Below are 26,570 nucleotides of genomic sequence, written 5' to 3' on the forward strand. Positions count from 1 at the left end.
TGTAGACAATGGTGAAATTGCCTGCAGTTTTTTTCGTTGTTATATCCATTTTATAGGTTCGCAATTACCACATCTTTGTGGTAAAATATATCGGGTTGTTTTTACTTAGATGAACGAAAGATTGACGAGAAAGAGAGCTGCAGCAGGCAGGACTCTTCTTTTTCAGGTCATGAAGGAGCTAGACATATAATGACAATCGAAGATGATCAAATAAATGATTATATTGAAGATTTAATTGAGCCGAGTCCTAATGCCATCGCTCAATTAGAGGAGTATGCGAAAGAGCATCATGTGCCAATCATGGAAAAGGTGAGCATTGAACTGTTATTGCAGCTGCTTTCTTTGAAAAAACCGAAGAAAATTCTTGAGGTTGGGACAGCGATTGGCTATTCAGCGATTCGAATGGCAGAAGCTCTGCCAGATGCTGAAATCTATACGATTGAGCGAAATGCGAAACGTTATGAGGAAGCGACACGAAATATTGAAGAATTACATTTCAAAGATAGAATTCACGTGTTTTTTGGCGATGCGATCGAATCAGCTAAAACGGTTCAGACGATGGCGCCCTATGATGTGATCTTCATTGATGCGGCAAAAGGCCAGTATCAACGCTTTTTTGAGCTGTTTGAACCGATGCTGTCCGATGACGGAATGATTATTACAGACAACGTATTATTTAAAGGCTTAGTTGCGACAAATTATGAAGAAGAAATTGAAGATAAACGAAAAAAACAATTAATAGGCAAAATTGATCGATACAATCAATGGCTGATGTCAAATCCTGACTACCAAACGTGTATCATTCCGGTTGGAGATGGGATCGCTATTAGTACAAAAAGAGGTGACCAATCATGAAAAAACCAGAATTGCTTGTGACGCCAAGCAAGGTGTCGGATGTACTGCCGCTCATTGAAGCGGGTGCTGACGCATTTTTAATAGGTGAACAAACATATGGAATCCGTCTTGCAGGTGAGTTTTCAAGAGAAGATGTGAAACAAACGGTTCAACTCGCACATGCACATCACAAAAAAGTATATGTCGCCATGAATGCGATTTTTCATAATGACCGTGTGGCACTGCTTGGAGATTATTTAACCTTTCTCGATGGGTTAAACGTGGATGGTGTCGTTTTTGGAGATCCGGCAGTGATCATGGCCGCAAAAGAAACAGGTGTCAACTTGAATCTGCACTGGAGTACAGAAACAACTGGGACAAACTATTACACTTGTAACTACTGGGGCAGAAAAGGCGCAACACGTGCTGTTCTTGCCAAAGAACTCAATATGGATAGCGTGATTGATATCAAAGAAAACGCCAAAGTGGAGATTGAAATTCAAGTCCACGGCATGACCTGTATGTTCCAATCCAAACGGACACTTGTTGGCAACTATTTTGAATATCAAGGCAAACAAATGGACGTGGAAGGCAGAAATATGGAAGAAGGTCTATTCCTTCACGACCAGGAGCGTCAAAACAAATATCCTATTTTTGAGGATGAAAATGGCACACACATTATGAGTCCAAATGATGTATGTATGATTGATGAATTAGAAGAATTTGTCGACGCAGGCATTGACTCATTTAAAATTGACGGAATTTTAAAGTCACTTTCTTATATGACAGAGGTGACATCCCTCTATCGAAAAGCCATTGATTTACTAGTGACTGATAAGGAAGCCTATGAAGATCAGAAAGATGAATGGGTGGAGCGTATTGAAGAGATCCAGCCTGTCAACCGTTCAATCGATACAGGGTTCTTCTTTAAAGAAACGGTTTATTAAGATAAAAGGAGGCAGAGGAAATGGCACTTTTAAAAGATGGAATTTCTGAAGTGATCGATGGAAAACGTGTCATTACAAAAAAACCAGAACTGCTAGCGCCAGCAGGAAACTTAGAAAAACTAAAAATTGCTGTGCATTATGGAGCAGACGCTGTTTTTATTGGTGGGAAAGAATTTGGACTTCGTTCAAATGCAGATAACTTTTCAATTGAAGAAATGGCAGAAGGTGTCGCATTTGCGAACAAATACGGTGCTCGCATTTATGTGACAACGAATATTTTCGCCCACAACGAAAACATGGACGGGCTGGAAGAATATCTTCAAGGGATTGAAGGAGCCGGTGTAGCGGGAATTATTGTCGCTGATCCACTCATCATTGAAACATGCAAACGAGTAGCTCCAAAGCTTGAAGTTCACTTGAGCACACAGCAGTCTCTTTCAAATTGGAAAGCGGTGCAGTTTTGGAAGGAAGAAGGGCTCGAGCGTGTGGTCCTTGCACGTGAAACAAGCGCCCTAGAGATTAAAGAAATGAAAGAAAAAGTGGATATTGAAATCGAAACGTTCATTCACGGGGCGATGTGTATTGCTTATTCTGGCCGCTGCGTGCTCAGTAACCATATGACAGCGAGAGATTCAAACCGCGGAGGCTGCTGCCAATCTTGCCGCTGGGATTATGATCTTTATAAACTAGAAGGCTCTGAGGAAGCGCCTTTATTCGGTGAAGAAGACGCACCATTTGCGATGAGTCCAAAAGATTTAAAACTCATCGAATCCATACCGCAAATGATTGAAATGGGAATTGATAGCTTAAAGATCGAAGGACGAATGAAGTCCATTCATTATGTAGCAACAGTTGTCAGTGTCTATCGTAAAGTCATTGATGCTTACTGTGCGGATCCAGACAATTTCGTCATTCAACAAGAATGGCTCGATGAATTAGACAAATGTGCCAACCGTGACACGGCTCCTGCCTTTTTTGAAGGTGTACCAGGAACGGATGAACAAATGTTTGGCATTCACGGAAAGAAAACGACCTTTGATTTCGTCGGTCTTGTACTTCATTATGATGAACAAGAACAAATTGTCACATTACAGCAGCGTAATTTCTTTAAAGCTGGCGACGAAGTTGAATTTTTCGGTCCAGAAATTGAAAATTTCACATGCAAGATTGAGACGATTTGGGACGAAAAAGGGAACGAACTCGATGCAGCTCGTCATCCACTGCAAATTGTGAAATTTAAGCTTGATCAAAAAGTATACCCTAGCAACATGATGAGAAAGGGGAAATAACCGGCACATGGGGAAAAAACCAGTGGTGATTGGAATCGCTGGCGGCTCGGGTTCAGGTAAAACGAGCGTCACCAATTCCATTTACGAAAAATTTAAAGGACATTCAATCCTCATGCTTCAGCAAGATTTATATTATAAAAATCAAAGTCATATGCCATTTGAAGAGCGCCTGCTGACCAATTATGATCATCCGCTTGCTTTTGACAATGACCTGATGATTGAGCATGTAGAAGCGCTGTTAAAGTACGAGTCCATTGAAAAACCGATTTATGATTTTAAACTAAACACACGTTCAGAAGAGACGGTACATGTTGAACCCAAAGATGTCATCATCGTTGAAGGAATCTTTGCTCTTGAAAACGAACGTCTAAGAAACTTAATGGATATTAAACTGTATGTGGATACAGATGCAGATCTTCGGATCATTCGCCGTATTTTACGTGATACGAAAGAAAGAGGCAGATCGATTGATTCCGTGATTGAACAATATGTATCTGTCGTCAGACCGATGCACAATCAATTCATTGAACCGTCAAAACGATACGCCGATATCATCATCCCAGAAGGCGGTCAAAATCATGTGGCCATTGACCTCATGGTGACAAAAATTCAAACGATTCTTCAAAACCGCGGAGAGTAAATGGTGGAGAAGAACAAAGACCTTTACGACGTAAAGGTCTTTTCAACATCATGCTCTTGTAGTCAATACTTTAGTAATGGCTAGTCCGAAATTATCAGTGAGCATTGTAAGAAGCAGTCCCTGAGTAAAAGATTTGATATGATAGGAAAACAATGCTGCGAAATGGAGACAGGAAAATCACGATGGGATGCTGAAAGTTTCAGTTATTCCTGCTTTGTAAAAGTATATTAAAAAAACGACAAACAAATCATCACAAATTTTCAAACAATTCTTGATCAAAATGCAATTTTGTAATAATATAGCATAGACATATCGTACACTGACCATATTATGTATTGGAAGATGGAGAATGGATAAGCTATTCTTCTACATATGATCGAAATGGCCGAACGAGGTACAGGAGCTTCCTGTGCCTTTCCACAGTTTGTGCGATGAAGATAATATATCATCATGAGACCGCTGCTGTTCCTGCCTAATAAAAAGGCATAATAGTTGCATCTAAAAGGGACGCCATGTAAGATGGACTTTTACGAATATGGGACAGAAGGAATGAGGGCCGGAATATGTCCTCATTCTTGTATATTTCAGTCGTCACTCACATGCAGAAAGCTTGTATGATGAGGATTAATAGAAGGAGTGAATGATTCATGGCACAAGAGAAAGTATTTCCAATGACAGAAGAAGGAAAGCGCAAATTAGAAGAAGAGCTTGAATATTTGAAAACGGTTAAACGTAAAGAGGTTGTAGAGCGTATTAAAATCGCTAGAAGTTTTGGAGACCTCTCTGAAAACTCGGAATATGATTCTGCTAAAGAAGAGCAAGCGTTTGTAGAAGGTCGTATTACAACGCTTGATAATATGATTCGTAATGCCAAAATTATTGAAGATGAAGGTAACTCAAATATTGTTTCACTCGGTAAAACGGTGACATTCGTTGAATTACCGGACGGTGAAGAAGAGTCTTATACGATTGTAGGAAGTGCAGAAGCTGATCCGTTTGAAGGTAAAATTTCAAACGATTCTCCAATTGCAAAAAGCCTTTTAGGCAAACAAGTAGACGACAAAGTCACGGTTCAAACACCTGGCGGAGAAATGTTCGTCCAAATTGTAAAAATTTCATAATTACGTTTATACGATCAACACCTCGTCCACAATAGGGACGAGGTGTTTTTATGCTGAAAACAAGAAGAATCCAATGGACAGGTGTCATTATTTTTATCTTATTGCTCGGTCTCCTATTTAGACTAGCGGAAATTCAGTTGTTTTTCACAGAATCTTTTTCAAAGCTTGATATTAATTTGATCCAAGAAAGTGTCAGGCAGCGGACAGAAGAAGTAGTCATTTCAGACGGACGCGGCGAATTTTTAGATCGAAACGGCGAGGCACTTCTCACAAAAGAAGAGCCTGCGGTCATCATATTTCCTTTCCTGCAATATGACCTCTCTCACTTAAAGCAAACCGCTTCTATACTTGAGATGGAAGAAGATGAATTGAAGAGCCAGCTGACAGAAACGAAGAAACCACTCATTTTAAAAGATGATATCACGAAAAAAAAGCTAAAAGACATCAATGATATGAAATATTCAGGTGTTTACGGCGTATATATGAAAGAGAAGGACAAAAAAAGACTTGCCCTCCACACATTAGGTTTCACAAGCGAGAATCCAGAACTCTTGAGAAAACGTTATCCGGACAAAAAAGAGCTTTCAATCCGCACTGAGATCGGTACATTCGGTTTGGAAAGTACATTTGACGAATTTCTATTACCAGAGCAAGACACAAAATTGTTATATCATGTGGACGGAAGGGGAAACCCTTTGTTTGGGATGGACGTCAAATATACAGCAGAAGCTCATTCGTTTTATCCGCTGCAAGTGCAGACAACCATGGACGAAGACATGCAGAGGGAAATGGAGAATGTTCTCAAAGCACAAGGTGTTGAAAAAGGCGGAGCGGTTCTGCTCGACATTCAAAATAGCAGTATGCTGGCGATGGCGAGTGTTCCAAATGTGACCAGCAAAAACCGCCATGAGGCAAGAAATTACATGCTGACCGCAATGGCTCCCGGTTCTGTATTTAAAACGGTCGTACTTGCCGCAGCGATTGAAAAAAACTTGAACCAGCCACAAACGATGTATGATTGTCGAAAGAATTTATATGGAGAGCCAGAAGGAAAGCAGGAAGTACTGAATCTGTCTGAAAGCTTTGCGCAAAGCTGTAATTATACATTTGCGACACTCGCTGAGCAGCTCATCCAAACAGATGATCAAATCCTTGAAAAGACAGCTTCAAAGCTTGGGCTTGTGGGTCGAGCCGGCTGGGAAGGGGATGTATACCATAAGCAACAATTCAAACAGTTTGATCGTGAAGAAACAGGCAGTGTGTGGGGAGATAAAAGAGACAAGCATGTCAAAAAAGCCATTGCGCAAACGGCGATTGGTCAAAAAAATGTCAAAACAACTCCCTTACAAATTGCCAATATGATGGCAACGATTGCAAGGGGTGGAGAACGAAAAGAAGTGAGGATTGCAGATAAAGTGATGTATCAAAACGGAACAACGATGCTATCCTTTCAAAACAAACGACCTGATGGTGACAGTATTGACCGCTATACAGCTCAAACCTTGCAAAAGTACTTAAGGCAGGTGGTGACGTCTGACAAAGGAACAGGAAGAAGATTTCAAGACCTGCCGTTCCATATAGCAGGGAAATCAGGCACTGCCCAAACCGGCAGCAAAGATAAACAGGGGAATCCACTTTATCACAAGTGGTTTGCCGGATACTTTCCGGCAGAAAAACCAACATACGCTCTCGTCGTTGTTCACCTTGATGAGGCAAGTGGCCGGGCTAAGACAAATGAAGCGTTTTATGATATTGTAAAAAAGGTCAATGAAATTGAAAAGAAACAGACATAGAACATCCCTTCATGTCATGTTAGAATAGTAACGACTTAGGGAACAGAGGCAAAGGAGTGCAGAGATTTTGAGTAGAAATTCTCGATTTGAACATCGTGATAAGCGCAGAAAGGCGAATATGGTGCTTAACATATTAATTGGTATCGTTGTGGTGCTTATTTTGGTTGTCGCATCGAGTTTGTTAATTTTTAATAGACCACCGAAAGATGTAGCCAACGAACCATCCAAAACAGCACCTGCATCGAGTGAAAATAAACAAAACTCAGAAGAAGATGTGAAAGATCAAAAGAAAGATACATCCGATGATGCGGATGCGAAAAAAGACGATTCATCTGACAAAAAAGACGATACAAAGAAAACAGATGATGAAGAAGAGCCAAACAAAGATGCGTTAAAAGATGCCACAGAAACAGATGGCGGTAAAACAAGTGACGTAGACAAAACATATGAAAACGATAACTGGGAGCCTGTAGGAACAGAGCAATCGGGATCACATACAGCAACCTATGATGCTAACTCAAAAGACTGGAAAGAAATGATCAAAGCCATGTCCTATGCGACAGGAATCTCAGAAGATCAAATGACTGTTATTTGGTTAGGAAATAACGGAGGACCTCAAGATGCAAAAGGAACCATCCGTGATAAATCAACAGGTGAACGCTACCGTGTAGAAATTACGTGGGTGGACGAAAAAGGCTGGAAACCTGTGAAGGTTGAAAAATTAAAATAAAATAAAAAAGATGCATGCAAAAAGGCTAAAATGAACTTCATTTTAGCCTTTTTCTTCTTTTCAGCGTGATAGAAAACCTTTGCAGTCTAGGAAGGACTAGCACCGGCGCACAGACCTGACTGCCTATACGCTGATCTTTTTTTTATGAGACATTCGCTTTAAAATGAACAACTGCTGTATACAAAATCTTATCATCAATGACAGTCGTTTGATGACTTACAGAATGAACAGTCAGCAAGATCGCCTGATTATGTTCAATTTGTTTTTGGATCTTTTGTTCAAGTTCTTTTAAAGACGTTGCTTCAAAAAATTCAATTTTGTCCTTTAAAAAATCCAGTTGAAAATCCATTTCATTCATCCCTCCATGCTCTAGATTCATCATAATCTCTCCCATTCAAAAGGGCAAATATTTTCCCACCCCACTCAGTATTTTTTAGTAGGAAAGAATCAGAAGATGTGGTAGGATAGGAACTGTTCGACGGAATAAAACATACTATACGTATAGGAATAAATAGATAAAGTGGAGGGAAAGAAAAATGGGACGTGAGTTTCTTTCTTTATTTGATCATTGGGCTGAATCTTATGATGACACTGTAAGTGGTCATGACGAGCAGTATAAAGAAGTGTTTCGCCGGTATCCGGCCATTCTAAAAGAGATTGCTCGCCGTGCAGGTCAACATGTCATTGAGTTTGGAAGCGGCACAGGAAACCTAACGGCGGCACTGCTTCAAGCAGATAAGAAAGTGTTTGGTGTTGAACCTTCAGAGGCCATGAAGAAAGCGGCTCTTCAAAAAGGAATACCAAATGTATTTCATGACGGAGATTTTTTATCGTTTCCAGCCCCGCCTTTTGAGCCTGATACGATCGTCAGTTCATATGCTTTCCATCATTTAATGGACGAAGAAAAAAAACAAGCCATCCACACCTATGGCAACATCCTTCCCTCAGGTGGTAAAATAGTCTTTGCTGATACAATGTTTCAAAATCAAGCAGCACATCAAGCTGAAACGAACAAAGCGAAAGCCGCTGGATTCGATCAGCTTGCAGAGGATTTAGAAACGGAATATTATCCATCCATAGGTGTGTTAAAGCAAATCTTTGAAGAAGAAGGTTTTAGCACATCTTTTCATCAAATGAATGATTTTGTGTGGATCGTAGAAGCGAAGAAAAGGGAATGAAAGGATGTTTTTGATTTGAAAATCGCAGTGATAGGTGCAATGGAAGAAGAAGTGACGATTTTAAGAGACCAACTAAAGAATGCCACACAAGAAAACATCGCTGGGTGTGAATTTACAACAGGTGTTTATGAAGAGAAAGAAGTGATTTTATTAAAATCAGGGATTGGAAAAGTAAATGCAGCGGTCAGCACAACACTTCTGCTTGACCGCTTTCAGCCAGATTATGTGATCAATACAGGATCAGCTGGCGGTTTCCATCACTCATTAAATGTAGGTGATATTGTCATCTCTACAGATGTTAGACATCATGATGTGGACGTGACGATCTTTAATTACGAATATGGACAAGTGCCAGGATTACCAGCTGCTTTCATCGCAGATGATCAGCTTGTGAAGCTTGCAGAGGAATCTGCTTCAGAAATCGATCATATTCAAGTGGCAAAAGGAACGATTGCAACAGGAGATTCATTTATGGATGATCCTGGTCGTGTCGCGTTTGTGAGAGAGAAATTTCCAGAGCTGTATGCAGTGGAAATGGAGGCAGCTGCAGTTGCGCAAGTTTGCCATCTATTTGAAACGCCATTTGTGGTCGTTCGAGCGTTGTCGGATATTGCTGGGAAAGAATCCAATATCTCTTTTGATCAATTTCTAGAGCAAGCAGCGATTCACTCAACAGACCTTGTCCTGCGTATGATAAAGCAAACACAATAAAAGAAGGGGTTTCCCCTTCTTTTCCATACAAAGGAAGGGATTTATATGGCTGTCATACATGATATTACGGAATTAATTGGCCACACACCGCTTTTAAAACTGTCAGGGATGGGTGTGCCGGCAGGTGTTGATGTTTATGCAAAACTTGAAATGATGAACCCAGGCGGAAGTATTAAGGATCGCTTAGGTGATATGCTGATTAAAGAAGCGCTGGCATCGGGCAAACTGCGCCCAGGCGGAACCATTATTGAAGCAACTGCAGGAAACACAGGCATCGGGCTTGCGCTAAGTGCAAGAAAACATCAATTGCATCCGATCTTCTGTGTACCAGAACATTTTAGTCAAGAGAAACAACAGCTCATGAAGGCGCTTGGTGCAGAGATTATTCATACACCAAGAAAAGATGGGATGAAGGGTGCGATTGATCGAGCCCTTGAACTAGAGGCAAGCCTTGACAATGCTTATTGCGTCTTACAATTTAAAAACCAAGTAAATCCATTGACTTACTATAAAACGCTCGGGCCAGAAATATGGTCTGACCTCCAAGGGAACATAGACGTGTTTGTAGCAGGAGCGGGCTCTGGCGGAACGTTTCAAGGCTGTGCTGCCTATTTAAAAGAGCAAAAAGAAGCGCTAAAAACAGTGATCGTGGAACCAGAAGGATCTATTTTAAATGGCGGAAAGCCGGGACCGCATAGAACGGAAGGAATTGGCCTTGAATTTATTCCAGATTATATGGAATCGACTTTATTTGACGAGATTTATACCGTCAGTGACGATGATGCTTTCCGAATGGTGAAAGAAGCAGCTGAAAAGGAAGGTGTTCTGCTCGGAAGCTCTTCTGGAGCCGCTCTATTTGCCGCTTTAGAGGAAGCGAAAAAGGCATCACCTGGGACAGTGATCGTGACCATTTTTCCTGATAGCAGTGAACGTTATCTAAGTAAAGGTATTTATGAGGGAGGAAAATAAAATGAAGCCAAAAACAATGATGATTCATAGTGGAATCACTGGTGATGAAAAAACAGGAGCCGTGTCTGTTCCCATTTACCAAGTCAGCACCTATAAGCAGCCTAAAGCAGGCGAGCACACTGGATATGAATATTCCAGAACTGCGAATCCAACAAGAACAGCACTGGAAACAGTCATTCGTGATCTTGAAGGCGGGGCAAACGGCTATGCATTCGGTTCAGGGATGGCTGCAATTACAGCTGTGATGATGCTGTTTAACAGCGGAGATCATATCGTACTGACTGACGACGTGTACGGCGGCACCTATCGTGTGATGACAAAGGTGGTCAACCGGATTGGCATTAAAGCCACATTTGTAGACACAAGTGATCCTGAAGCGGTGAAAAAAGCAATTTTACCAGAAACAAAAGCCGTCTATATTGAATCACCAACCAATCCATTGCTGAAAATGACCGATCTACAAGCCATAAGCCGGATCACAAAAGAAGCTGGCATCTTGATGATTGTCGATAATACGTTTTTTACCCCATATTTTCAAAAGCCGATTTCATATGGGGCTGACATTGTCTTGCACAGTGCCACAAAATATTTAGGCGGCCATAGTGATGTGGTGGGCGGACTTGTCGTGACAGCTACTGAAGAGCTTGGTGAAGAACTGCACTTTGTTCAAAACTCTACAGGCGGTATTCTTGGACCGCAAGATGCGTGGCTTCTAATGCGAGGGATGAAAACGCTCGGACTAAGAATGGAAGCGCATCAACAAAACGCGCAGAAAATCGCTGAGTTTTTAGAACAGCATCCTGCGATTACACGTGTCTATTACCCAGGTTTAAGCGCTCACCCAGGTCATGAGCTTGCAAAAACTCAAGCAACAGGCTTTGGCGGTATGATTTCTTTTGATATTGGAAAAGAAGAAAATGTCGACGTGTTTTTAAGCCAATTGAAATTGTTTACAATCGCAGAAAGCCTAGGGGCGGTTGAAAGTTTAATCTCTGTTCCTGCTCGCATGACCCATGCATCCATTCCAAAAGAGCGCAGAGAAGAGCTTGGTATCACAGATGGTTTAATCCGTATTTCTGTCGGTATTGAGGATATTGATGACTTATTACATGATATTGAAAAAGGGCTCGACGCAGTAACGAATGGATAGATTTACATGCCCCTCACTTTCTCTCACTATGGTAAGCTATCAATAGACATTGATAACGGGAAGGTGAAACAAGTGAAGAAAAAGTGGGATGGTTTAGTGACAGATTACAAGCAATACGCTTTTATTTTGCTTGCTGTCAGCACCTTTTTATATATTGGTACGATTTTACCAAATCAGCACATAGAAGCATCACCAAAAATGCTGATGATGGCAGTTGATTGTGTTTTCCTATTGGCTGCTTTTCTTTGCGTGAAACGTGCGATCTTTTTTCAAAAGAAATTGCAAGAACTTGATGAAGATTAAGTCGAAAAGTCTCCTCATGTGTTGAGGAGACTTTCAGCGTGTAGACAAACCCTCGCATTCTTTGTCAGTCCTGCGTGCCGGTGCTCACGAATGTCAAATTCGCTCCGCGCCGGTACTCGTCCTTCCTAGAATTCAAAGGTTTTCTATCACGCTGAAAAGAAGACAAAGGGCTAAAATCAAGTTCATTTTAGCCCTTTGTCAACATTCTGAAGTTTCCTCATGTGATGAGGAAACTTTTTTTTAATTGCACTGGATAATCGGACAAGAATCACTGTAGAAATTTAGTCAAACACACAAAAATCATCTAATTTACTAAAAACAGGTTTACAAAATGGTGCTCGCTGGATATACTTACAAAGTAATTAAAAACGTAAAGGAGGCTGAAGAATATGTTATTCGTATCTACTTGTGATCAATTCAACAACCAATTTCATCATGTCATCAGCCTGTGGAAGAGCTCGTGTCCTTCCTTTACCTTTTACGGTTCACGCTACAAAACTGTTTAAGTAAACGAGGATTTCACGTATCATCCATCGCAGGTTAGAAGACACTGTCTTTTGATCTGCGTTTTTGTGTGCCCGCAGGTCAACTGATAAAGAAGATCTGCGGGCTATTTCGCGTGCTGCGAACTGAAGGGAGGTGAGCGTATATGACAATCCATTTATTTTTTATTACTTTGACGATCCAACGTAAATACAAGGACATTGAAACCGTTCTTTATGAACAACAAGTCGAAACATTTTATGAAGAAATGAAGCAGAAACAACTAAAGTACATGAACTAAAAAGGACAATAAAAACATGAAAAGGAGGAGATTGACATGTTTATGATGCTTGCAATGCTTGATTGTTATACAAGGGAGAAGGACCAGGTTTAGACACGCTCCACATTGATCACCTGCACATATGATAACCGTAAAAGGAGATTGTGAGGTGATCAATGAATGTCGATGTCACCATATATGAGGTTTCCGTCAGTGGGGCACGGGTATGCGTCTATTCCGCATTCTTTAAAGCACGGATACGGCAATCCATACAGAATGCAAAGAGAGCAAGAAGAAATGCTCAGACGCTATATGTACAATTATCCAACCTATTGGTATTAAAGAAAAGGAGCAGGAAACGTTATCGTTTCCTGCTCCTTTTACATTAGCAAATCCAGCTTGCACCGATGATGATTAACAAAATGAACAGTACAACAAGCAATGCGAATCCGCCTGCAAAACCGCCACCGTAGCCACCGCAGTAGCCTCCAGAATAACCGCCAAAGCCCATAATCTAGCACCACCTTTATCTAATCAAGATACATTCATAAAATATGCAGCTCATGCGGAAAACGAAATCAATCTGAGCACAATTAATGAAAATGCCTATTTGTTTAAATATTTTTCATTACGTGCGAAACATTTTCAGAAAAGGTGCCGTCTAATAAAAGACAAAGAAATTAGGACTAGGTCTTAACTTTTGTTAGGCGAGAGCCGATATGAAAAGTAAGAAAATTCGTAAATAGTTTTATTTACTGGTGCAAAGCAGGTGTTGACATTGATTCAAAGCTGGATTGGAAAACAAATGAGGGAACCAAAGGGCTTGTTCTCAAAATGGGTTGCCCGCTATATGGAAAAAAATCATCATAATATCAATCAATGGACGATTCAACTCTTAAATATACAAGAAAACGACCGGATTTTAGAAATTGGTACTGGAAGAGGTATGACATTATCTAAAGTAGCGGAAAAACTTGACCGAGGGAAAGTATATGGAATCGATGCTTCGCGTCATATGGTAAAATACGCGAAAAGAAAACATAAGAGGCTTGTCGAGCAGGAAAAAGCCGTTATCACACTTGGAAAAGCTGAGCAATTACCTTTTGAAGACAGATCATTCAATAAATTGTTCACAGTGCAGACCATCTATTGCTTGCCAGATATCGAACAAGTCATGAAAGAGGTATATCGTGTTCTTCAAGTGGATGGAGAAGTATTCTTATCTTTTCAAAAGCAGGAACTAATGAAGGAACAAAAACGCTCACAGTCTCTTTCAACGTACAGTGAAGAAGACATCAGCTGTCTTTTTTCAGCGTATCACTTTAGAGACGTCTCTGTTTACCATTATGATACATACATCTGTATCAAAGCCTTAAAATGATGAAAATATTTCCCAGGTAATGAACAAGCACTCAAAAAAAGGCTCTTCGCCAGAAGGGCCTTTTTTGCATGTGGGAATTGATCATTCATCAATAAAAAAGATTCTTCACAAGAAGAGTCTTTTGCATTCATTTCATATGTAGGGGCCAGCCAGGTGTGTAAGGAATGATAGTATATATAAGGAATTTGTTTGTCGATTAAGGATACCTGTCTGGCTTATTCCTTATATCGACAATGTTCTGCAAATGTTTAGCTTTTTTTTCAATATTTTCTTTTTTATTTGACTGGAAAATACATTTTTCTCTCCTAGATAGACATTTGTCACTTATTTTTTGAGTCAATGTGCGGTTAAAAGAAGGAAAAAGCCCGAGAAAGAGAGAATTTTGGAGAGACTTCATTTTTAAACAAAAAGGGAGGAATGAAAACATGTCGGGAAACAAAGGTGTCGTTTACAAAGGAGCAGGAAATGTAGCAGTTGAGGATATTGGATACCCTGATTTGGTTTTAAGGGATGGCCCTGGTGTACCTAAAGCCAATGTTGGACGTAAGTGTGAGCATGGCGTCATTTTAAAAGTGGTGACAACAAACATTTGCGGGAGCGACCAGCATATGGTAAGAGGGCGCACAACTGCGCCTGAAGGACTTGTCCTTGGTCATGAAATTACTGGTGAAGTCGTTGAAGTTGGACGAGATGTAGAGTTTATCCAAAAGGGTGATCTCGTATCAGTTCCGTTTAATATTGCCTGTGGCCGTTGCGTCATGTGTAAGGAACAAAAAACCCATGTGTGTTTAAATGTGAACCCCGATCGACCTGGCTCAGCTTATGGTTATGTAGATATGGGCGGATGGGTTGGCGGCCAATCAGAGTACGTCATGGTGCCATATGCTGATTTCCAGCTGCTTAAATTTCCAGACAAAGATCAGGCGATGGAGAAAATACTTGATTTGACGATGCTTTCCGATATTTTCCCGACAGGTTTTCATGGTGCGTATTCGGCTGGCGTAAAACCAGGCTCTACTGTCTATATTGCTGGTGCAGGGCCAGTAGGTCTTGCAGCAGCACATTCCGCTCAGCTCCTTGGCGCTTCTGCTGTCATCGTCGGCGATCTCAATGAACAAAGGCTCGAGCAGGCGAGAAGCTTTGGCTGCGAAACGATTAATTTACGAAAACATGATCGAATCGGTGAACAAATGACAAACATCCTTGGAGAGCCAGAAGTCGACTGTGCGGTCGATTGTGTCGGTTTTGAAGCTTCAGGTCATGGAGATCAAGGAGAAGCACCAGCCACCGTTTTAAATACAATTATGGATATTACCAAAGTTGGCGGTAAACTTGGAATTCCAGGACTTTACGTTACAGAAGATCCAGGTGCTGTGGATGAAGATGCAAAAGTTGGATCTCTGAAAGTGCGAATTGGACTTGGCTGGGCCAAAGCCCATACCTTTGTGACAGGCCAAACCCCTGTCATGCAATATCACCGCAGCTTGATGAAATCTATTTTAAGCGGAAGAGCACAAATCGCCAAAGCCGTTAATGCGACCGTCATTTCCCTTGATCAGGCCCCTAAAGGATATAGCGATTTTGATTCGGGTGTGGCGAAGAAATTTGTGATTGACCCGCATGGCATGATTTCTAAATAATGATCCATCGAAAAAAACTTACAGGATTTTTCCTGTAAGTTTTTTGTGTTTTTAAATATAAAAAGGTGTTGCTATTTCTGATGCATTTCATGCTAAAAGCACAATCATCATAAAAGATTATGAAGATAACAAGTATTAAAAAGTGCCTCACTTGCTTTATTAGGACCTAATGGTGAAGTAATTGATTGGCATGGTTCAATAAGTTGACTAGGTATCGTGTATACATGAGTGGTATGATAGACGACAACATCTCATGAGAGAAAGGATAGGATAAACGATGAATTTTCACAATAAAACAGTTGTCATCACTGGCGCAGCCAATGGAATTGGTGAGTCGATTGCGTATGGCTATGCGAAAGAAGGGGCGCGTGTTGTGCTTGCGGATATTGACGAAGAGAAGGGCAAGCGCTTGGAAGATCAGCTGAAAAAGGAGTCCTTTGAGGCTTTTTTTAAAAAGACGGATGTGAAACAAGAGAAGGATATTCAAGACATCATGTCGGCTGCTGTGGCTCGTTATCAAACGATCGATATTCTCATCAATAATGCAGGGGTTATGTGTACAAAATCGCCTTATGAGCTAACGGTTGATGAGTTTGATCATGTGCTACATACAAACCTACGAGGTGCTTTTTTATGTGCAAGGGAAGCGGCACGTTATATCAAAGAGAATCCAAACGGCGGTTCCATTGTGAATATTTCATCTACCCGTGCGACCATGTCAGAGCCTCATACAGAAGCGTATGCTGCATCAAAAGGCGGGATATCAGCACTTACTCATGCGCTGGCTGCTTCTTTTAGTCAGGATCACATAACAGTAAACAGCATTTCCCCTGGATGGATTGAAACGAAGGATAAGAAAAGCCTGCGAGAAATTGACCATCAGCAGCATCTTTCCAATCGAGTAGGAACGCCAAAGGATATTGTCAAAGCTTGTTTTTATTTAACAGATGAAGACAATCAATTTGTGACAGGAACAGATTTGGTTGTTGATGGCGGCATGACTAGAAAAATGATTTATGCGAATTAACATGAAAAAAACATTGACGCCTTGACGGAGGCGCAGTACAATATGTAACAATTCAGCTGAAGATCGTGATGAAAAAAAGATAAAGCGCAAATAGAGAAGAGTATGTAATGGCTGCCTCACACAGAGAACTCCGTGAAGCTGAGAAGGAGCTGGGAAGCGTTACAGAACCAAGCCTCTTAGCTCTGTACCGGATTCATTGTGATGGTGGTGCAGCGGCATTCTCCCGTTATAGAGAAGGGTTAGCGATAACCTGCTAAGGTTCATCTGGTAACAGGTGAATGAACTGAGGTGGCAACGCGGAGTCAATCCCGTCCTCAAGACAGAAATGTCTTGGGGGCGGGATTTTTTTTGATGACAAAAAGGAGGGCACTACGATGAAAAAACATTGGCGGGATATGAGCATGTTACTTGGAGCGATTGGTATTGCGAACATAGGAGAATGGATTTATATGATTGCTCTCCACCTGCTGATTTTTCAGGAAACGGGCTCCGTTCTTGCTGTAACAGCCGTCTATATGTTAAGACCTGTCTCGGCTCTTTTAACAAATAGCTGGTCTGGTAGTTTAGTAGATAGACTGAATCAGCGGAATGTCATGATCAGTCTAGATCTATGCCGGGCCGTTCTGATTGCTTGTTTACCCTTTGCCTTATTTTCAGGCCACTTATTGATCGTATATGTGATGCTATTTCTCATTCATATGGCACAAGCCATGTTTCATCCAGCTTCGATGGTGTATATGACAGCACTAATCCCGGCGGATAAACGAAAACGGTTTAATGCCATTCGATCTTTGCTTCAGTCTGGTGGATTTTTACTCGGACCCGCCGTAGCAGGGTTGCTTTTTCTCATTGGTACACCAGTCCTTTCAATTTATGTAAATGCAATCTGCCTTTTGATATCTGCTGTTTTGACGATGTGTTTACCGATTTTGTCAAAAGCAGCCGGGGCACAAAAGGGCTTTTCTCTCTCGGTATTAAAGGAAGATGCAAAACTTGTATTTCGTTTCAGTCTCACATCCCGGCAAGTGATGGCCGTGTATTTATTATTTAGTGCCGCCATCACGGTGCTGCCGACTGCGATTGACTCACTTGAAGCAGCTTTTGCAAAGGAAGTGCTGATGTTGACCAATACCGAATATGGATTTCTTGTCAGTGTAGCTGGAGCAGGGATTATCGCAGGGGCATGTCTCAATACGGTCATTGTCGAAAGGCTGCCTATTTCAGTGATGCTTGGTGCGGGAAGTTTGTTTGTGGCTTTTGGATACTTGATCTATGCTTTTTCAAGCACATTGACTGTCGCAGCAGCTGGCTTTTTTGTTCTCGCTTTCTTTTTAGCATTTGCAAACACTGGTTTTATGACTTTTTATCAAACGAATATCCCGGTAGAGGTTATGGGGAGAGTGGCAAGTTTTTATGCGTTATGTGAAGCTGTTCTGACGATGATGATGACAGGAATATGCGGCGCATTGGCGTATGTTTTATCGATACGTACTTCTGTCATGATTGGCTGCCTATGTATGCTTCTTATTTGTCTGTTGCTATGTTTTGTCATTTTTCGTCCATTGACTGTCAAAAAAATAGTGCATCTTACTTAGAAAATTAAAAAAATTATGTTATCATTATTTAAGTAAGTTAATTAAATTGATGAGAAAAGGAGTCTTACAAATGAAAGCACTACGCTGGCACGATCAAAAGGACATTCGACTAGAGGAAATTGACGAACCAACAGTTGCTCCAGGAAAAGTGAAACTGAAAGTAAAATGGTGCGGCATTTGTGGTAGTGATTTACATGAATATTTAGGCGGACCGATCTTCATTCCTGTGAATGAACCTCATCCACTTACAAAAGAAAAAGCACCCATTACACTGGGACACGAGTTCTCTGGTGAAATTGTAGAAGTTGGAGAAGGCGTGAGTAATTACAAAGTAGGCGATCGAGTGGTTGTTGAACCTATTTTTGCAACTCACGGGCACCAAGGTGCTTACAACTTAGATGAAAACATGGGCTTCTTAGGACTTGCTGGTGGCGGTGGAGGATTCTCTGAATATGTATCTGTCGATGAAGAATTACTTCATTTGTTACCAGACGAAATTTCATATGAGCAAGGTGCACTTGTTGAACCTTCTGCAGTTGCTTTATATGCGGTTCGTTCTAGTAAAGTGCAAGCTGGGGATACAGCAGCTGTGTTTGGCTGTGGACCAATCGGTTTACTTGTCATTGAAGCATTAAAAGCAGCTGGTGCTACTGACATTTATGCAGTGGAATTATCAAAAGAGCGCCAAGAAAAAGCAAAAGAACTTGGAGCGATCATTGTAGATCCTTCTCAGTATGAAGATGTTGTTCAAGAAATCGCACGCCGTACAAATGGTGGAGTCGATGTTTCTTTTGAAGTGACAGGTGTACCTGTTGTATTGAAGCAAGCAATCCAATCAACTAGAATTTCAGGTGAGACAGTCATTGTAAGCATTTGGGAAAAGGGCGCAGAAATTATGCCGAATGACATTGTCATTAAAGAACGTACAGTCAAAGGAATCATCGGCTACAGAGATGTTTTCCCATCTGTATTAAACTTAATGAGAAAAGGCTATTTCTCTGCAGATACACTCGTCACGAAGAAAATCAAGTTGGACGATGTGATCGAAGATGGCTTCCATGCATTAATCAATGAAAAAGATCAAGTGAAAATTTTAGTCAGTGCTGAATAAGTAGGACGATAAAGAGAATGGCAGATGCCGTTCTCTTTTTTTAACGTCCAAGAGATTTTCCGTACACGCTGACTCGTTTCTCTAACAAAGCAAAAGCGAGTTCAAAGAAAATACTAAGCATCCAATAGATCAAAGCAGAGACAAGATACGTTTCTAAAAATTTGTAGCCGTCATTTGCAATGATGCGAGAGATCCCCATGATTTCCAGTACACCAATTGTAAACGAAAGGGATGTGGCTTTTAACAGCTGAATGAGCTGATTCCCTAGGTTTGGCAGGGCAACCACAAACGCTTGCGGTAAAATAATGCGCATCATCGCCTGTCTGGTGGTCATGCCAACGATTTTCGCCGCTTCAAGCTGCCCTCTGTCTACCGCAAGGAGTGCGCTGCGGACCACTTCTGTTAAATGTGCGGCTGAATGCAGGCTGAAGGTGATAAGGGCAACGGTAAGTGGGGAGACCATATCCGGGTGAAAGGTCAACCCAAAAGTGCTATTCATTTTGGTCAGAACAAATGGAATGCCATAAAAGAAAGCAAACAACTGAACAATGAGAGGTGTTCCTCTAAAAAATGAGACATAGAGCGTGACCAGCTGGCGGAGCACAGGGATACGAAAGAGGCGAATGAAAGCAAAAACAGATCCAATCAAAAGGCTCACAGCCATAGAAACAAGTGCAATCAATAAGGTAAAGGGAACGCCTTTTAGAATATGTGGTATTTGGTCAATCGCAAATGATATATCAATGGTTTGCATCAAATCGCCTCCTTAGCGTGACAGGCTGGTGCGGCCTTTCACAAATTTTCTTTCTAGTAGCATCGTGATCAATTCAATACTGATGCAAATCAGCCAATACACAATTGCAATGATGACGTACACTTCAAACATCCCTATCCCGTAGTTATTACCTAGGATGATTTTGACCTGTCCCATCATATCAATGAGTCCGATTGTAAATGCAATGGCGGTATCTTTCACGAGATCAATGGTGTAATTTCCGAGGTTCGGAAGTGCAATGAGAAAGGCTTGCGGAATAATGATCCTCATTAATGCCTGCGTATCTGTCATCCCAACAATGTAAGCTGCTTCAAGCTGATCTTTCCCAACAGAGGAATATGCACTGCGAAAGACTTCAGATAAATAAGCGCCCGTATGTAACGAGAATGTGATCATCACAAATAACACACGATCCCAATGATTGATTTGAATTCCCGCCATGAGTAAAAGCTGAGGCAGGCCAAAATAAATGAGGAATAACTGAACAATGAGCGGTGTACTTCGTGTAAATGACAAATAAATGACCGCCAATTGTTTCAGCACTGGAATTTGTTTGATTCGAATGCAAGCAAACAGCAATCCGATGATGATGGCAAAAAACAATGACACCACAATCATAAGAAATGTGAGTGGCAGGCGATCAACCACCTGTAAAAAGATTCTTAGCCAATCTCCAGCTGTAAACGTCATGGCGCTTCCTTCCTTTCTTCATATTGATAGCCTTGCTCTGATATATAGTCAATATCTTGAAAGAAATCAACGCCAAACCATTTCTTCGCAAGGTCAGGTAATGTTCCGTCTTCTATCATCTCTTGTGTCACTTGGTCCAATTGTGATGCTAGTTTCTTTTGACTAGGCTGTAAGACAAGATAAATAGGTTCTTTTGAGACAATGCCACCCACTTTGACTTTCAGGTGAAGATGTTTTTGAATCGTATCAAAGGTCGAAATATTCATAAAAGCCGCATCGGACCGTCCACTTTCGACTCGTTTTAAATTGAGTTCGTTTGAAGGGCTTTCAATGGTCGTGAGCGGAATTTTCCGATCATTTTCTTCATTATATTGATTTAATATGGAACGAAGGCCGCCACTAGGACTGACGGGAGCGAGCTTTTTTGATGTCATATCGTCTAGAGATTGAATATCTTGCTCTGATTCATTCACAATTAAACCTGTCATCGAATAGCCGTATGGAACCTTAGGATAAAGAAAGCGTTTTTCACGTTCAGGATTACTAAAAAACCAATTAGCCGCCATTTCAAATTTCCCAGCGCCGATCCCAATTAAATTGGATTCTTCCTCGCCAAAGATATAATCAAAATGAATGTGTGGCAAACGTTTCTCGACTTCATTTAAATAATCGATGTTATAGCCAATCGGCTCGTTGCGGTCATTTGTGGCTAAAAAAGGCGGATTGACTTCTGCGCTTAGTGCGACTTTGACAATTTGTCTGCCATCATCTGTTGTCGTTTTCACACTGCTGCAGCCAATGAGAGAGGGGAGAAACAGAAGGATACTAGCGGCGGTGAATAAAATCTTGCGCTTCATCTGTCTTCCTCCAATCCTTGCCACATCCCGCGATGAATTCTTGATAAAAATTGTTTCGTTCGTTCATGCTGAGGCTTCATCAGGACGTCTTCTGGTGAGCCTTTTTCAACGATTTCCCCATCTGCCATAAAGATCACTGTATCCGCTACATCCTTTGCAAACGAGATTTCATGCGTCACAATGACCATCGTCATTCCTTGGCTCGCAATATCTTTCATCATTTCAAGGATTTCTCCGACCATCTCTGGGTCCAGTGCGGACGTTGGTTCATCAAACAAAAGCACCGCAGGATTCATGGCAAGCGCACGAGCAATCCCAATCCGCTGCTGTTGACCGCCGGATAATTCACTTGGAAACGCATCTTTTTTATGAAGTAGCCCAATTCGCGTTAACAATTGCTCTCCGATTTTTTTCGCCTCTTTTTTAGACATGTTTTGAGACACAATCAATCCTTCTGTGATGTTTTCAAGTGCTCGTTTATTTTGAAACAAGTGATAATGCTGAAACACCATAGACGATTGCTGTCTGAGTTTTAGAAGATCTTTTTTTCGATATTGTTCAAATTGAATCGTGGCTTCTCCAACTGTCAGCGTTCCTTTGTCTGGGATATCAAGGCTGTTTAAACTGCGGAGAAGGGTTGTTTTTCCTGATCCGCTCGGTCCAATAATGGCGACCACTTCACCTTCTTGTACGGTGAAATCAATTCCTTTTAACACATGAGTTGACCCATAGGATTTATGTAGATTAGTAGCAGAAATCATAAAAGCATCACGTTCCTTTGACATATGTACTTAATATTGATAAAATTTAACACATTAAATCCTATAAGTAAAGTGTGTTTTAATAATACCTATTGGATAAATCGGATATGATAGATTGCGAGAAACAGAGGAGTTGGATACGTTTTGTCTAAAGCATTATTTGTCGATACAGATTTTCAAAAAAATTGGCTAAATCAACTAGAATCCCTTCGTGAAACGATCGAACAGTCTGCAAAAGAACATGATGAGGGTGCCTATTTTCCTAAACAGAATATCGAATCATTAGTTAAACTGGGCTATACAACGTTGTCTCTGCCTGTTGAGTACGGGGGCGGGGGTCAATCTGTAAAGGATATGGTCCTTTTTCAAGAAACACTAGGAAGTATGGATGGAGCAACTGCCTTATCGATCGGCTGGCACCAAGGAGTTGTAGGTGAAATTTATGAAAAGAAACTATGGAATGAGAAGCAGCTGCAATTTTTTGCTGAAGAAATCAAAAATGGGGCTCTTGTGAACCGGGCTGTCAGTGAAGCGCAGACAGGGAGTCCAACAAGAGGAGGCAAACCTGGAACAACTGCAACGAGATCAGGAGATCAATGGGTGATCAGTGGCAGGAAAACATTCACAACGATGTCACCAGCACTCACATATTTTCTCGTCGGTGTATGGATCGAAGAAAAAGAAGCGATGGGCTTCTTCTTAATTCACCGTGATACAAAAGGTGTTTCTATAGAAGAAACGTGGAATGTTGTTGGCATGAGAGGAACAGAGAGCCATGATTTAATTCTAGATCATGTGGAAGTTCCAGATGACATGTTGGTTGAAGTGCAAAAAGGACCCCGGGGCGGTACGTTAAACCCTTGGATCGCACATATTCCTTCCTGCTATTTAGGGATTGCACAAGCGGCAAGAGACTATGCTGTTCAGTATGCCATCACCCATTCACCGAACAGTATTAGCGGAACGATTAGCGAACTGCCAAATGTCCAAACACTGATTGGCGAAATTGATTTACTACTAAAGCAAGCACGCCATGTCATCTATTCAACGACAACATTATATGAGCAGCCAGAGAAAAGAGAGCTGTTAATCAATGAATTCGGTGCTGTGAAGCATACAGTCGTCAATGATAGTCTGCAAGTGGTCGATAAAGCCATGCGTTTAGTCGGTGCAAAAAGCTTAAGTCTTAGCTGCCCGCTTCAACGTTACTATCGAGACATTCGTGCTGGCCTTCATAACCCACCAATGGACGATATGACGATTTCGAAAATTGCAAAGCAAGCGATAGAAGAGAAAAAATTGAACGTACAATAAACAAAAAGCCGGATAAAACCGGCTTTTTTTATTGAAAAAGAGGACGAGCGGCTCTTATTTCTGATCAGTCGGCATGCTACAATCGATTGCAATCATGAGCAAAGAGGGTGATTGTTTGCAAAAAAAGAAGATGAAATGGCTGATTGCTGGCGTGATGCTTGCAGTACTTTGTATGAGCAAGCCTGCATCAAGTGAAGGAACATCTCCAAAATGGTCCGTCGATGAATTCATGAAAGAGCGGGAAGGCACATTTGTGATTCAAGAAGTAAAAGAAAAATCACCATGGGTGTATAACAAAAAAAGAGCGAACAAGCGCTTTGCACCTCAATCAACGTTTAAAATAGCAAATGCCTTAATTGGACTTCAGACAGGTGCAGTTAAAGATGAATATGACATTAAATATTGGGACGGAGTAAAAAGAGAGATTGATAACTGGAATAAGGACCATACACTGGGCACTGGTATGAGAGATTCAGTCGTCTGGTATTATCAAGCCATGGCACGTGACATCGGGAAAGAACGCATGGGCCATTGGATAAAAGCCATTCATTATGGGAATCAAGACATATCTGGCGGAATCGATCAATTTTGGCTAAGCAGTACGTTGCGCATTTCTCCAGTAGAACAAGTCCATTTCCTTAAACAGCTATATGAAGAAAGTCTCCCATTTGACCTATCTGTTATGAGAACCGTCAAACGAATGATGATACAAGAAGAAGAGAAACACGCCACGCTATACGGAAAAACAGGCTCCGGATCAGGAATCGGCTGGTACGCAGGCTTCATAAAACATCAAAACAAAACCTACATCTTCACCACAAATATAGAAGGCACCGGACTAGAAGCAAAAGAAATCACCTATCGTATTTTGAAAAAATATCATTTGGTAGAAGCATCCGTTTAGGATGCTTTTTTTATGAGTAGAAATGGAGACTTTTTGATAAAATGATGATATATGGATTCGTTTGGATATGTCATATAAACGACATAATTGTCAAAATATCTTAAATGGGATAATGACGAGAAAAGAAGTTTCTATTATTTAAAAACTGTAAGAAACAGAGAAAGAATTAAATAAACTACTAGATCGTCTTAAAAGGTGAAAAGAGAGGAGCAAAGATTTGAAACGGCTTGAACACTTATTTATGCATTCAGAAAATGAATTCAGATCCTATCAGTCTTTAGTCGAGAATGTGTTTTATCAAAATGAACATCTGCCACAACAAGTATTCCAAAAGAATTTTGATTGTTTTTTGTTTCAAGAGTTTGATTGGGCATTGAGTGATGAGGTTTTAACAACAATAAAAAAGCTATCAGTTTTAACACAAGATAAGGACTTTTTAACGGCGGTCCTTAAGCCAGATCCAGTAGAATACTATATGAAGGAATTTGGTTATTATAATTGGCTGAGGACGAGTGTTGACATTTCTGGTGAGGACTATGTAAATGCCTTATGGACCAGTCCAGAAAGCTCCATAGCTGATGCTATTATCACTAACTCAAATATCGTTGTTTGGTTATCTCATTCTTTGGAGTGGGCAATTTGGGGAGATAGAGAGCTTGAAATTTGTATATTAGGTTTGGCATCTAAAAAAGCACCAAAGACATTCTTAGAAGAAGGATGGAAACCATTAGATCATCCTAGCTTAACAGATTGGTTAGAGCTATTATTAAATGACAAAAAGAAAGTCAATGATTATGTCACTCAATTTGCAACTCATTATTCTTCAAAAGGGGCATAAAATTGTTTATCACTAATCCGAAAGAATTTGAACATTATTTATCATTTATTCATTCGCTAGTTCATTGTAAAAAAACATTCCCTGAACAAGTGTTTAAAACAGGACAGCATGATTATTTATTTGAAGAATTTCATTGGTTATTATCTGATGACAGCTGGGATATGTTAAAGCATGTGGCTTTGATTCATGGTGACGACAATATATTTATGGCTGTATTAGAAGATTAGAAAAGTATGGATCATTTTTATCAGGATTTTGGTTATTATCCTTGGGTGAAAATACCGTTACATATCTCATCTAGTGATTACCTTGATATTTTAGCGGATTACCCGCAGCAGAGTTTGAATGACAGCATCATGAATACTGCATCTCGCATCTTATGGGTGTCTCCTTCTGCGAAATGGATGATTTATGGAGAAAGAGATTATGAAATCGGAGTATTAGCAACTCATAAAATTGAAATCAAGGACAATCATATGTTGAAAACGTGGAGACCTTTAGATGAGGTTGTATTAGGTTGGGTTTCAGTTGTATTTCCGAATCAAAAACTTCCTGATGATTTTAAAAATAAACTCTTTAGAAACTATAAAAATTAGATGGTAAATTTCACGATCTACATTGTTCTGTGTATTCAAATATTAGGTTCCTTTCATTTAAACAGAGGTTACTATTACAGGAAAGTAGAAAATTTTAAATGAATCTGTAAAAAGGTGGACTTTATTTCATTTGAAGAATATTTACAAACCCTGTGACAGAATAGGATTCATTATCAAAAAACAAGAGAATACGTTAGAGAGTGAATGAGTTGTTTAGTAGTGTAGAAAAATGGATCGATTATCTAGATGGGGGTTTTAATGTACTCGGAGTCACATTTGATTTGTTTCAAAAAGAATTAGTACTGAGCTTAAAAGTATCAGAATTAAATAAAGTTACTCAACATGAATTGCGATTTATGAATGTGGCGAGTCTTTATTATAATGGGGGTGAAGGTAATGATAGATTTGAAGAATTGATACAAGAAGAGATGAATTGGCAAATTTTTGAATTCAGTTACCATCCTAATGTGATAGGGAACCTTAAAAATGTACTTCTTGAAGAATTTGATTCAAATGCAAATTTTCTATTTAACATCAATGGGATGTTACTCGCAATAGAATCGAAAAACGTATGTTTCGATTCACAAGAATTTATTTGCAGTGTATAGGAAGATCTCATTAGCGTCTAAATAAGAATTAAAAACAATGAGAGA

29 protein-coding genes and 1 pseudogene are annotated in these 26,570 nt (G+C 40.5%); 24 read left to right on the forward strand and 6 right to left on the reverse strand.

Annotation, left to right across the window (positions count from 1 at the left end; all coding sequences use genetic code 11):
• Positions 1 to 189: 189 nt before the first annotated feature.
• From MHH23_RS08510 to MHH23_RS08540, 7 genes are all read left to right on the forward strand, one after another.
• A complete protein-coding gene (locus MHH23_RS08510; RefSeq protein WP_024718364.1) occupies positions 190 to 855 on the forward strand; it encodes an O-methyltransferase in 666 nt (221 codons plus the stop codon).
• Positions 852 to 1,781: a peptidase U32 family protein gene (locus MHH23_RS08515; protein ID WP_340959300.1), complete on the forward strand. Its 930-nt coding sequence runs from the start codon at positions 852 to 854 to the stop codon at positions 1,779 to 1,781. The genes MHH23_RS08510 and MHH23_RS08515 overlap by 4 nt, the downstream gene beginning before the upstream one ends.
• Before the next feature lie 20 nt (positions 1,782 to 1,801).
• Positions 1,802 to 3,070 carry a peptidase U32 family protein gene (locus MHH23_RS08520; RefSeq protein WP_017358097.1) on the forward strand — a complete coding sequence of 423 codons (1,269 nt, stop codon included), beginning with the start codon at positions 1,802 to 1,804 and terminating at the stop codon, positions 3,068 to 3,070.
• 7 nt (positions 3,071 to 3,077) lie between these two features.
• Positions 3,078 to 3,710 carry a uridine kinase gene (gene udk / locus MHH23_RS08525; protein WP_007501435.1) on the forward strand — a complete coding sequence of 211 codons (633 nt, stop codon included), beginning with the start codon at positions 3,078 to 3,080 and terminating at the stop codon, positions 3,708 to 3,710.
• Positions 3,711 to 4,357: 647 nt separating this feature from the next.
• On the forward strand, positions 4,358 to 4,831 hold the full coding sequence (greA, locus tag MHH23_RS08530; RefSeq protein WP_007501433.1) for a transcription elongation factor GreA: 474 nt from the start codon (positions 4,358 to 4,360) through the stop codon (positions 4,829 to 4,831).
• Positions 4,832 to 4,881: 50 nt separating this feature from the next.
• Entirely contained in the window at positions 4,882 to 6,624 is a 1,743-nt protein-coding gene (locus MHH23_RS08535; protein WP_340959301.1) for a peptidoglycan D,D-transpeptidase FtsI family protein, read from the forward strand.
• A 67-nt stretch (positions 6,625 to 6,691) separates the two neighbouring features.
• A complete protein-coding gene (locus MHH23_RS08540) occupies positions 6,692 to 7,354 on the forward strand; it encodes a YrrS family protein (RefSeq protein ID WP_007501430.1) in 663 nt (220 codons plus the stop codon).
• 142 nt (positions 7,355 to 7,496) lie between these two features.
• Here MHH23_RS08540 and MHH23_RS08545 read toward each other — a convergent pair whose 3' ends face one another.
• Positions 7,497 to 7,703 carry a YrzA family protein gene (locus tag MHH23_RS08545; RefSeq protein ID WP_024718362.1) on the reverse strand — a complete coding sequence of 69 codons (207 nt, stop codon included), beginning with the start codon at positions 7,701 to 7,703 and terminating at the stop codon, positions 7,497 to 7,499.
• 187 nt (positions 7,704 to 7,890) lie between these two features.
• On the opposite strand from MHH23_RS08545, the gene MHH23_RS08550 reads away from it, so the two are divergent.
• The 7 genes from MHH23_RS08550 to MHH23_RS08580 all read left to right on the forward strand — a co-directional run bounded on the left by MHH23_RS08550 (position 7,891) and on the right by MHH23_RS08580 (position 12,770).
• Entirely contained in the window at positions 7,891 to 8,532 is a 642-nt protein-coding gene (locus tag MHH23_RS08550) for a class I SAM-dependent DNA methyltransferase (protein WP_340959303.1), read from the forward strand.
• 15 nt (positions 8,533 to 8,547) lie between these two features.
• On the forward strand, positions 8,548 to 9,243 hold the full coding sequence (gene mtnN / locus MHH23_RS08555) for a 5'-methylthioadenosine/S-adenosylhomocysteine nucleosidase (protein ID WP_340959305.1): 696 nt from the start codon (positions 8,548 to 8,550) through the stop codon (positions 9,241 to 9,243).
• A gap of 45 nt (positions 9,244 to 9,288) precedes the next feature.
• Positions 9,289 to 10,212 (forward strand): PLP-dependent cysteine synthase family protein, encoded by a 924-nt coding sequence (locus MHH23_RS08560; protein ID WP_024718360.1) that lies wholly within the window; start codon positions 9,289 to 9,291, stop codon positions 10,210 to 10,212.
• Position 10,213: 1 nt separating this feature from the next.
• A complete protein-coding gene (locus tag MHH23_RS08565; RefSeq protein WP_340959307.1) occupies positions 10,214 to 11,362 on the forward strand; it encodes a bifunctional cystathionine gamma-lyase/homocysteine desulfhydrase in 1,149 nt (382 codons plus the stop codon).
• Positions 11,363 to 11,434: 72 nt separating this feature from the next.
• Entirely contained in the window at positions 11,435 to 11,665 is a 231-nt protein-coding gene (locus MHH23_RS08570) for a YrhC family protein (RefSeq protein ID WP_061420905.1), read from the forward strand.
• 649 nt (positions 11,666 to 12,314) lie between these two features.
• Positions 12,315 to 12,449 carry a YrzI family small protein gene (locus MHH23_RS08575; protein WP_008342648.1) on the forward strand — a complete coding sequence of 45 codons (135 nt, stop codon included), beginning with the start codon at positions 12,315 to 12,317 and terminating at the stop codon, positions 12,447 to 12,449.
• A gap of 159 nt (positions 12,450 to 12,608) precedes the next feature.
• A complete protein-coding gene (locus tag MHH23_RS08580) occupies positions 12,609 to 12,770 on the forward strand; it encodes a hypothetical protein (RefSeq protein WP_154666048.1) in 162 nt (53 codons plus the stop codon).
• Positions 12,771 to 12,813: 43 nt separating this feature from the next.
• Here the strand turns inward: MHH23_RS08580 and MHH23_RS20150 are convergent, their stop codons facing one another.
• Entirely contained in the window at positions 12,814 to 12,939 is a 126-nt protein-coding gene (locus MHH23_RS20150) for a YjcZ family sporulation protein (protein ID WP_008342643.1), read from the reverse strand.
• Positions 12,940 to 13,206: 267 nt separating this feature from the next.
• On the opposite strand from MHH23_RS20150, the gene MHH23_RS08590 reads away from it, so the two are divergent.
• From MHH23_RS08590 to MHH23_RS08610, 5 genes are all read left to right on the forward strand, one after another.
• Entirely contained in the window at positions 13,207 to 13,809 is a 603-nt protein-coding gene (locus tag MHH23_RS08590) for a class I SAM-dependent methyltransferase (RefSeq protein WP_340959308.1), read from the forward strand.
• Between the two features lie 425 nt (positions 13,810 to 14,234).
• Positions 14,235 to 15,449 (forward strand): formaldehyde dehydrogenase, glutathione-independent, encoded by a 1,215-nt coding sequence (gene fdhA / locus MHH23_RS08595; protein ID WP_017367682.1) that lies wholly within the window; start codon positions 14,235 to 14,237, stop codon positions 15,447 to 15,449.
• 277 nt (positions 15,450 to 15,726) lie between these two features.
• Entirely contained in the window at positions 15,727 to 16,476 is a 750-nt protein-coding gene (locus MHH23_RS08600; RefSeq protein WP_340959309.1) for a glucose 1-dehydrogenase, read from the forward strand.
• Between the two features lie 374 nt (positions 16,477 to 16,850).
• Positions 16,851 to 18,071 carry an MFS transporter gene (locus tag MHH23_RS08605; RefSeq protein ID WP_340959311.1) on the forward strand — a complete coding sequence of 407 codons (1,221 nt, stop codon included), beginning with the start codon at positions 16,851 to 16,853 and terminating at the stop codon, positions 18,069 to 18,071.
• Positions 18,072 to 18,141: 70 nt separating this feature from the next.
• The gene (locus MHH23_RS08610; RefSeq protein WP_008342621.1) at positions 18,142 to 19,182 is read left to right on the forward strand and encodes a 2,3-butanediol dehydrogenase; all 1,041 of its coding nucleotides are present in this window, start codon (positions 18,142 to 18,144) and stop codon (positions 19,180 to 19,182) included.
• Positions 19,183 to 19,222: 40 nt separating this feature from the next.
• Here the strand turns inward: MHH23_RS08610 and MHH23_RS08615 are convergent, their stop codons facing one another.
• Genes MHH23_RS08615 through MHH23_RS08630 form a run of 4 tightly spaced genes read right to left on the reverse strand, consistent with a single transcriptional unit; the run spans position 19,223 to position 22,289 of the window.
• On the reverse strand, positions 19,223 to 19,936 hold the full coding sequence (locus MHH23_RS08615; RefSeq protein ID WP_041090876.1) for an amino acid ABC transporter permease: 714 nt from the start codon (positions 19,934 to 19,936) through the stop codon (positions 19,223 to 19,225).
• A gap of 12 nt (positions 19,937 to 19,948) precedes the next feature.
• Positions 19,949 to 20,647: an amino acid ABC transporter permease gene (locus MHH23_RS08620; RefSeq protein WP_008342617.1), complete on the reverse strand. Its 699-nt coding sequence runs from the start codon at positions 20,645 to 20,647 to the stop codon at positions 19,949 to 19,951.
• Positions 20,644 to 21,504: an amino acid ABC transporter substrate-binding protein gene (locus MHH23_RS08625; protein WP_340959312.1), complete on the reverse strand. Its 861-nt coding sequence runs from the start codon at positions 21,502 to 21,504 to the stop codon at positions 20,644 to 20,646. The genes MHH23_RS08620 and MHH23_RS08625 overlap by 4 nt, the downstream gene beginning before the upstream one ends.
• The gene (locus MHH23_RS08630) at positions 21,501 to 22,289 is read right to left on the reverse strand and encodes an amino acid ABC transporter ATP-binding protein (protein WP_082181650.1); all 789 of its coding nucleotides are present in this window, start codon (positions 22,287 to 22,289) and stop codon (positions 21,501 to 21,503) included. The genes MHH23_RS08625 and MHH23_RS08630 overlap by 4 nt, the downstream gene beginning before the upstream one ends.
• A 120-nt stretch (positions 22,290 to 22,409) precedes the next feature.
• Here MHH23_RS08630 and MHH23_RS08635 point away from each other — a divergent pair, with 120 nt between their 5' ends.
• The 5 genes and pseudogenes from MHH23_RS08635 to MHH23_RS08655 all read left to right on the forward strand — a co-directional run bounded on the left by MHH23_RS08635 (position 22,410) and on the right by MHH23_RS08655 (position 26,525).
• The gene (locus tag MHH23_RS08635) at positions 22,410 to 23,579 is read left to right on the forward strand and encodes an acyl-CoA dehydrogenase family protein (protein ID WP_340959314.1); all 1,170 of its coding nucleotides are present in this window, start codon (positions 22,410 to 22,412) and stop codon (positions 23,577 to 23,579) included.
• A gap of 115 nt (positions 23,580 to 23,694) precedes the next feature.
• Positions 23,695 to 24,483 (forward strand): BPU family class D beta-lactamase, encoded by a 789-nt coding sequence (gene blaBPU / locus MHH23_RS08640; RefSeq protein ID WP_340960133.1) that lies wholly within the window; start codon positions 23,695 to 23,697, stop codon positions 24,481 to 24,483.
• A 217-nt stretch (positions 24,484 to 24,700) separates the two neighbouring features.
• Positions 24,701 to 25,321 carry a hypothetical protein gene (locus MHH23_RS08645; protein WP_035702662.1) on the forward strand — a complete coding sequence of 207 codons (621 nt, stop codon included), beginning with the start codon at positions 24,701 to 24,703 and terminating at the stop codon, positions 25,319 to 25,321.
• A pseudogene (locus tag MHH23_RS08650) lies at positions 25,318 to 25,917 on the forward strand (hypothetical protein). The gene MHH23_RS08645 and the pseudogene MHH23_RS08650 overlap by 4 nt, the downstream one beginning before the upstream one ends.
• A 209-nt stretch (positions 25,918 to 26,126) precedes the next feature.
• Complete coding sequence (locus MHH23_RS08655) at positions 26,127 to 26,525, forward strand: YxiG family protein (protein ID WP_340960134.1); 399 nt, start codon at positions 26,127 to 26,129, stop codon at positions 26,523 to 26,525.
• The last annotated feature ends 45 nt before the right edge of the window (positions 26,526 to 26,570 follow it).

It is taken from the genome of Bacillus sp. FSL K6-3458 (assembly GCF_038005045.1).
Classification (GTDB): Bacteria; Bacillota; Bacilli; order Bacillales; family Bacillaceae; genus Bacillus; species Bacillus altitudinis.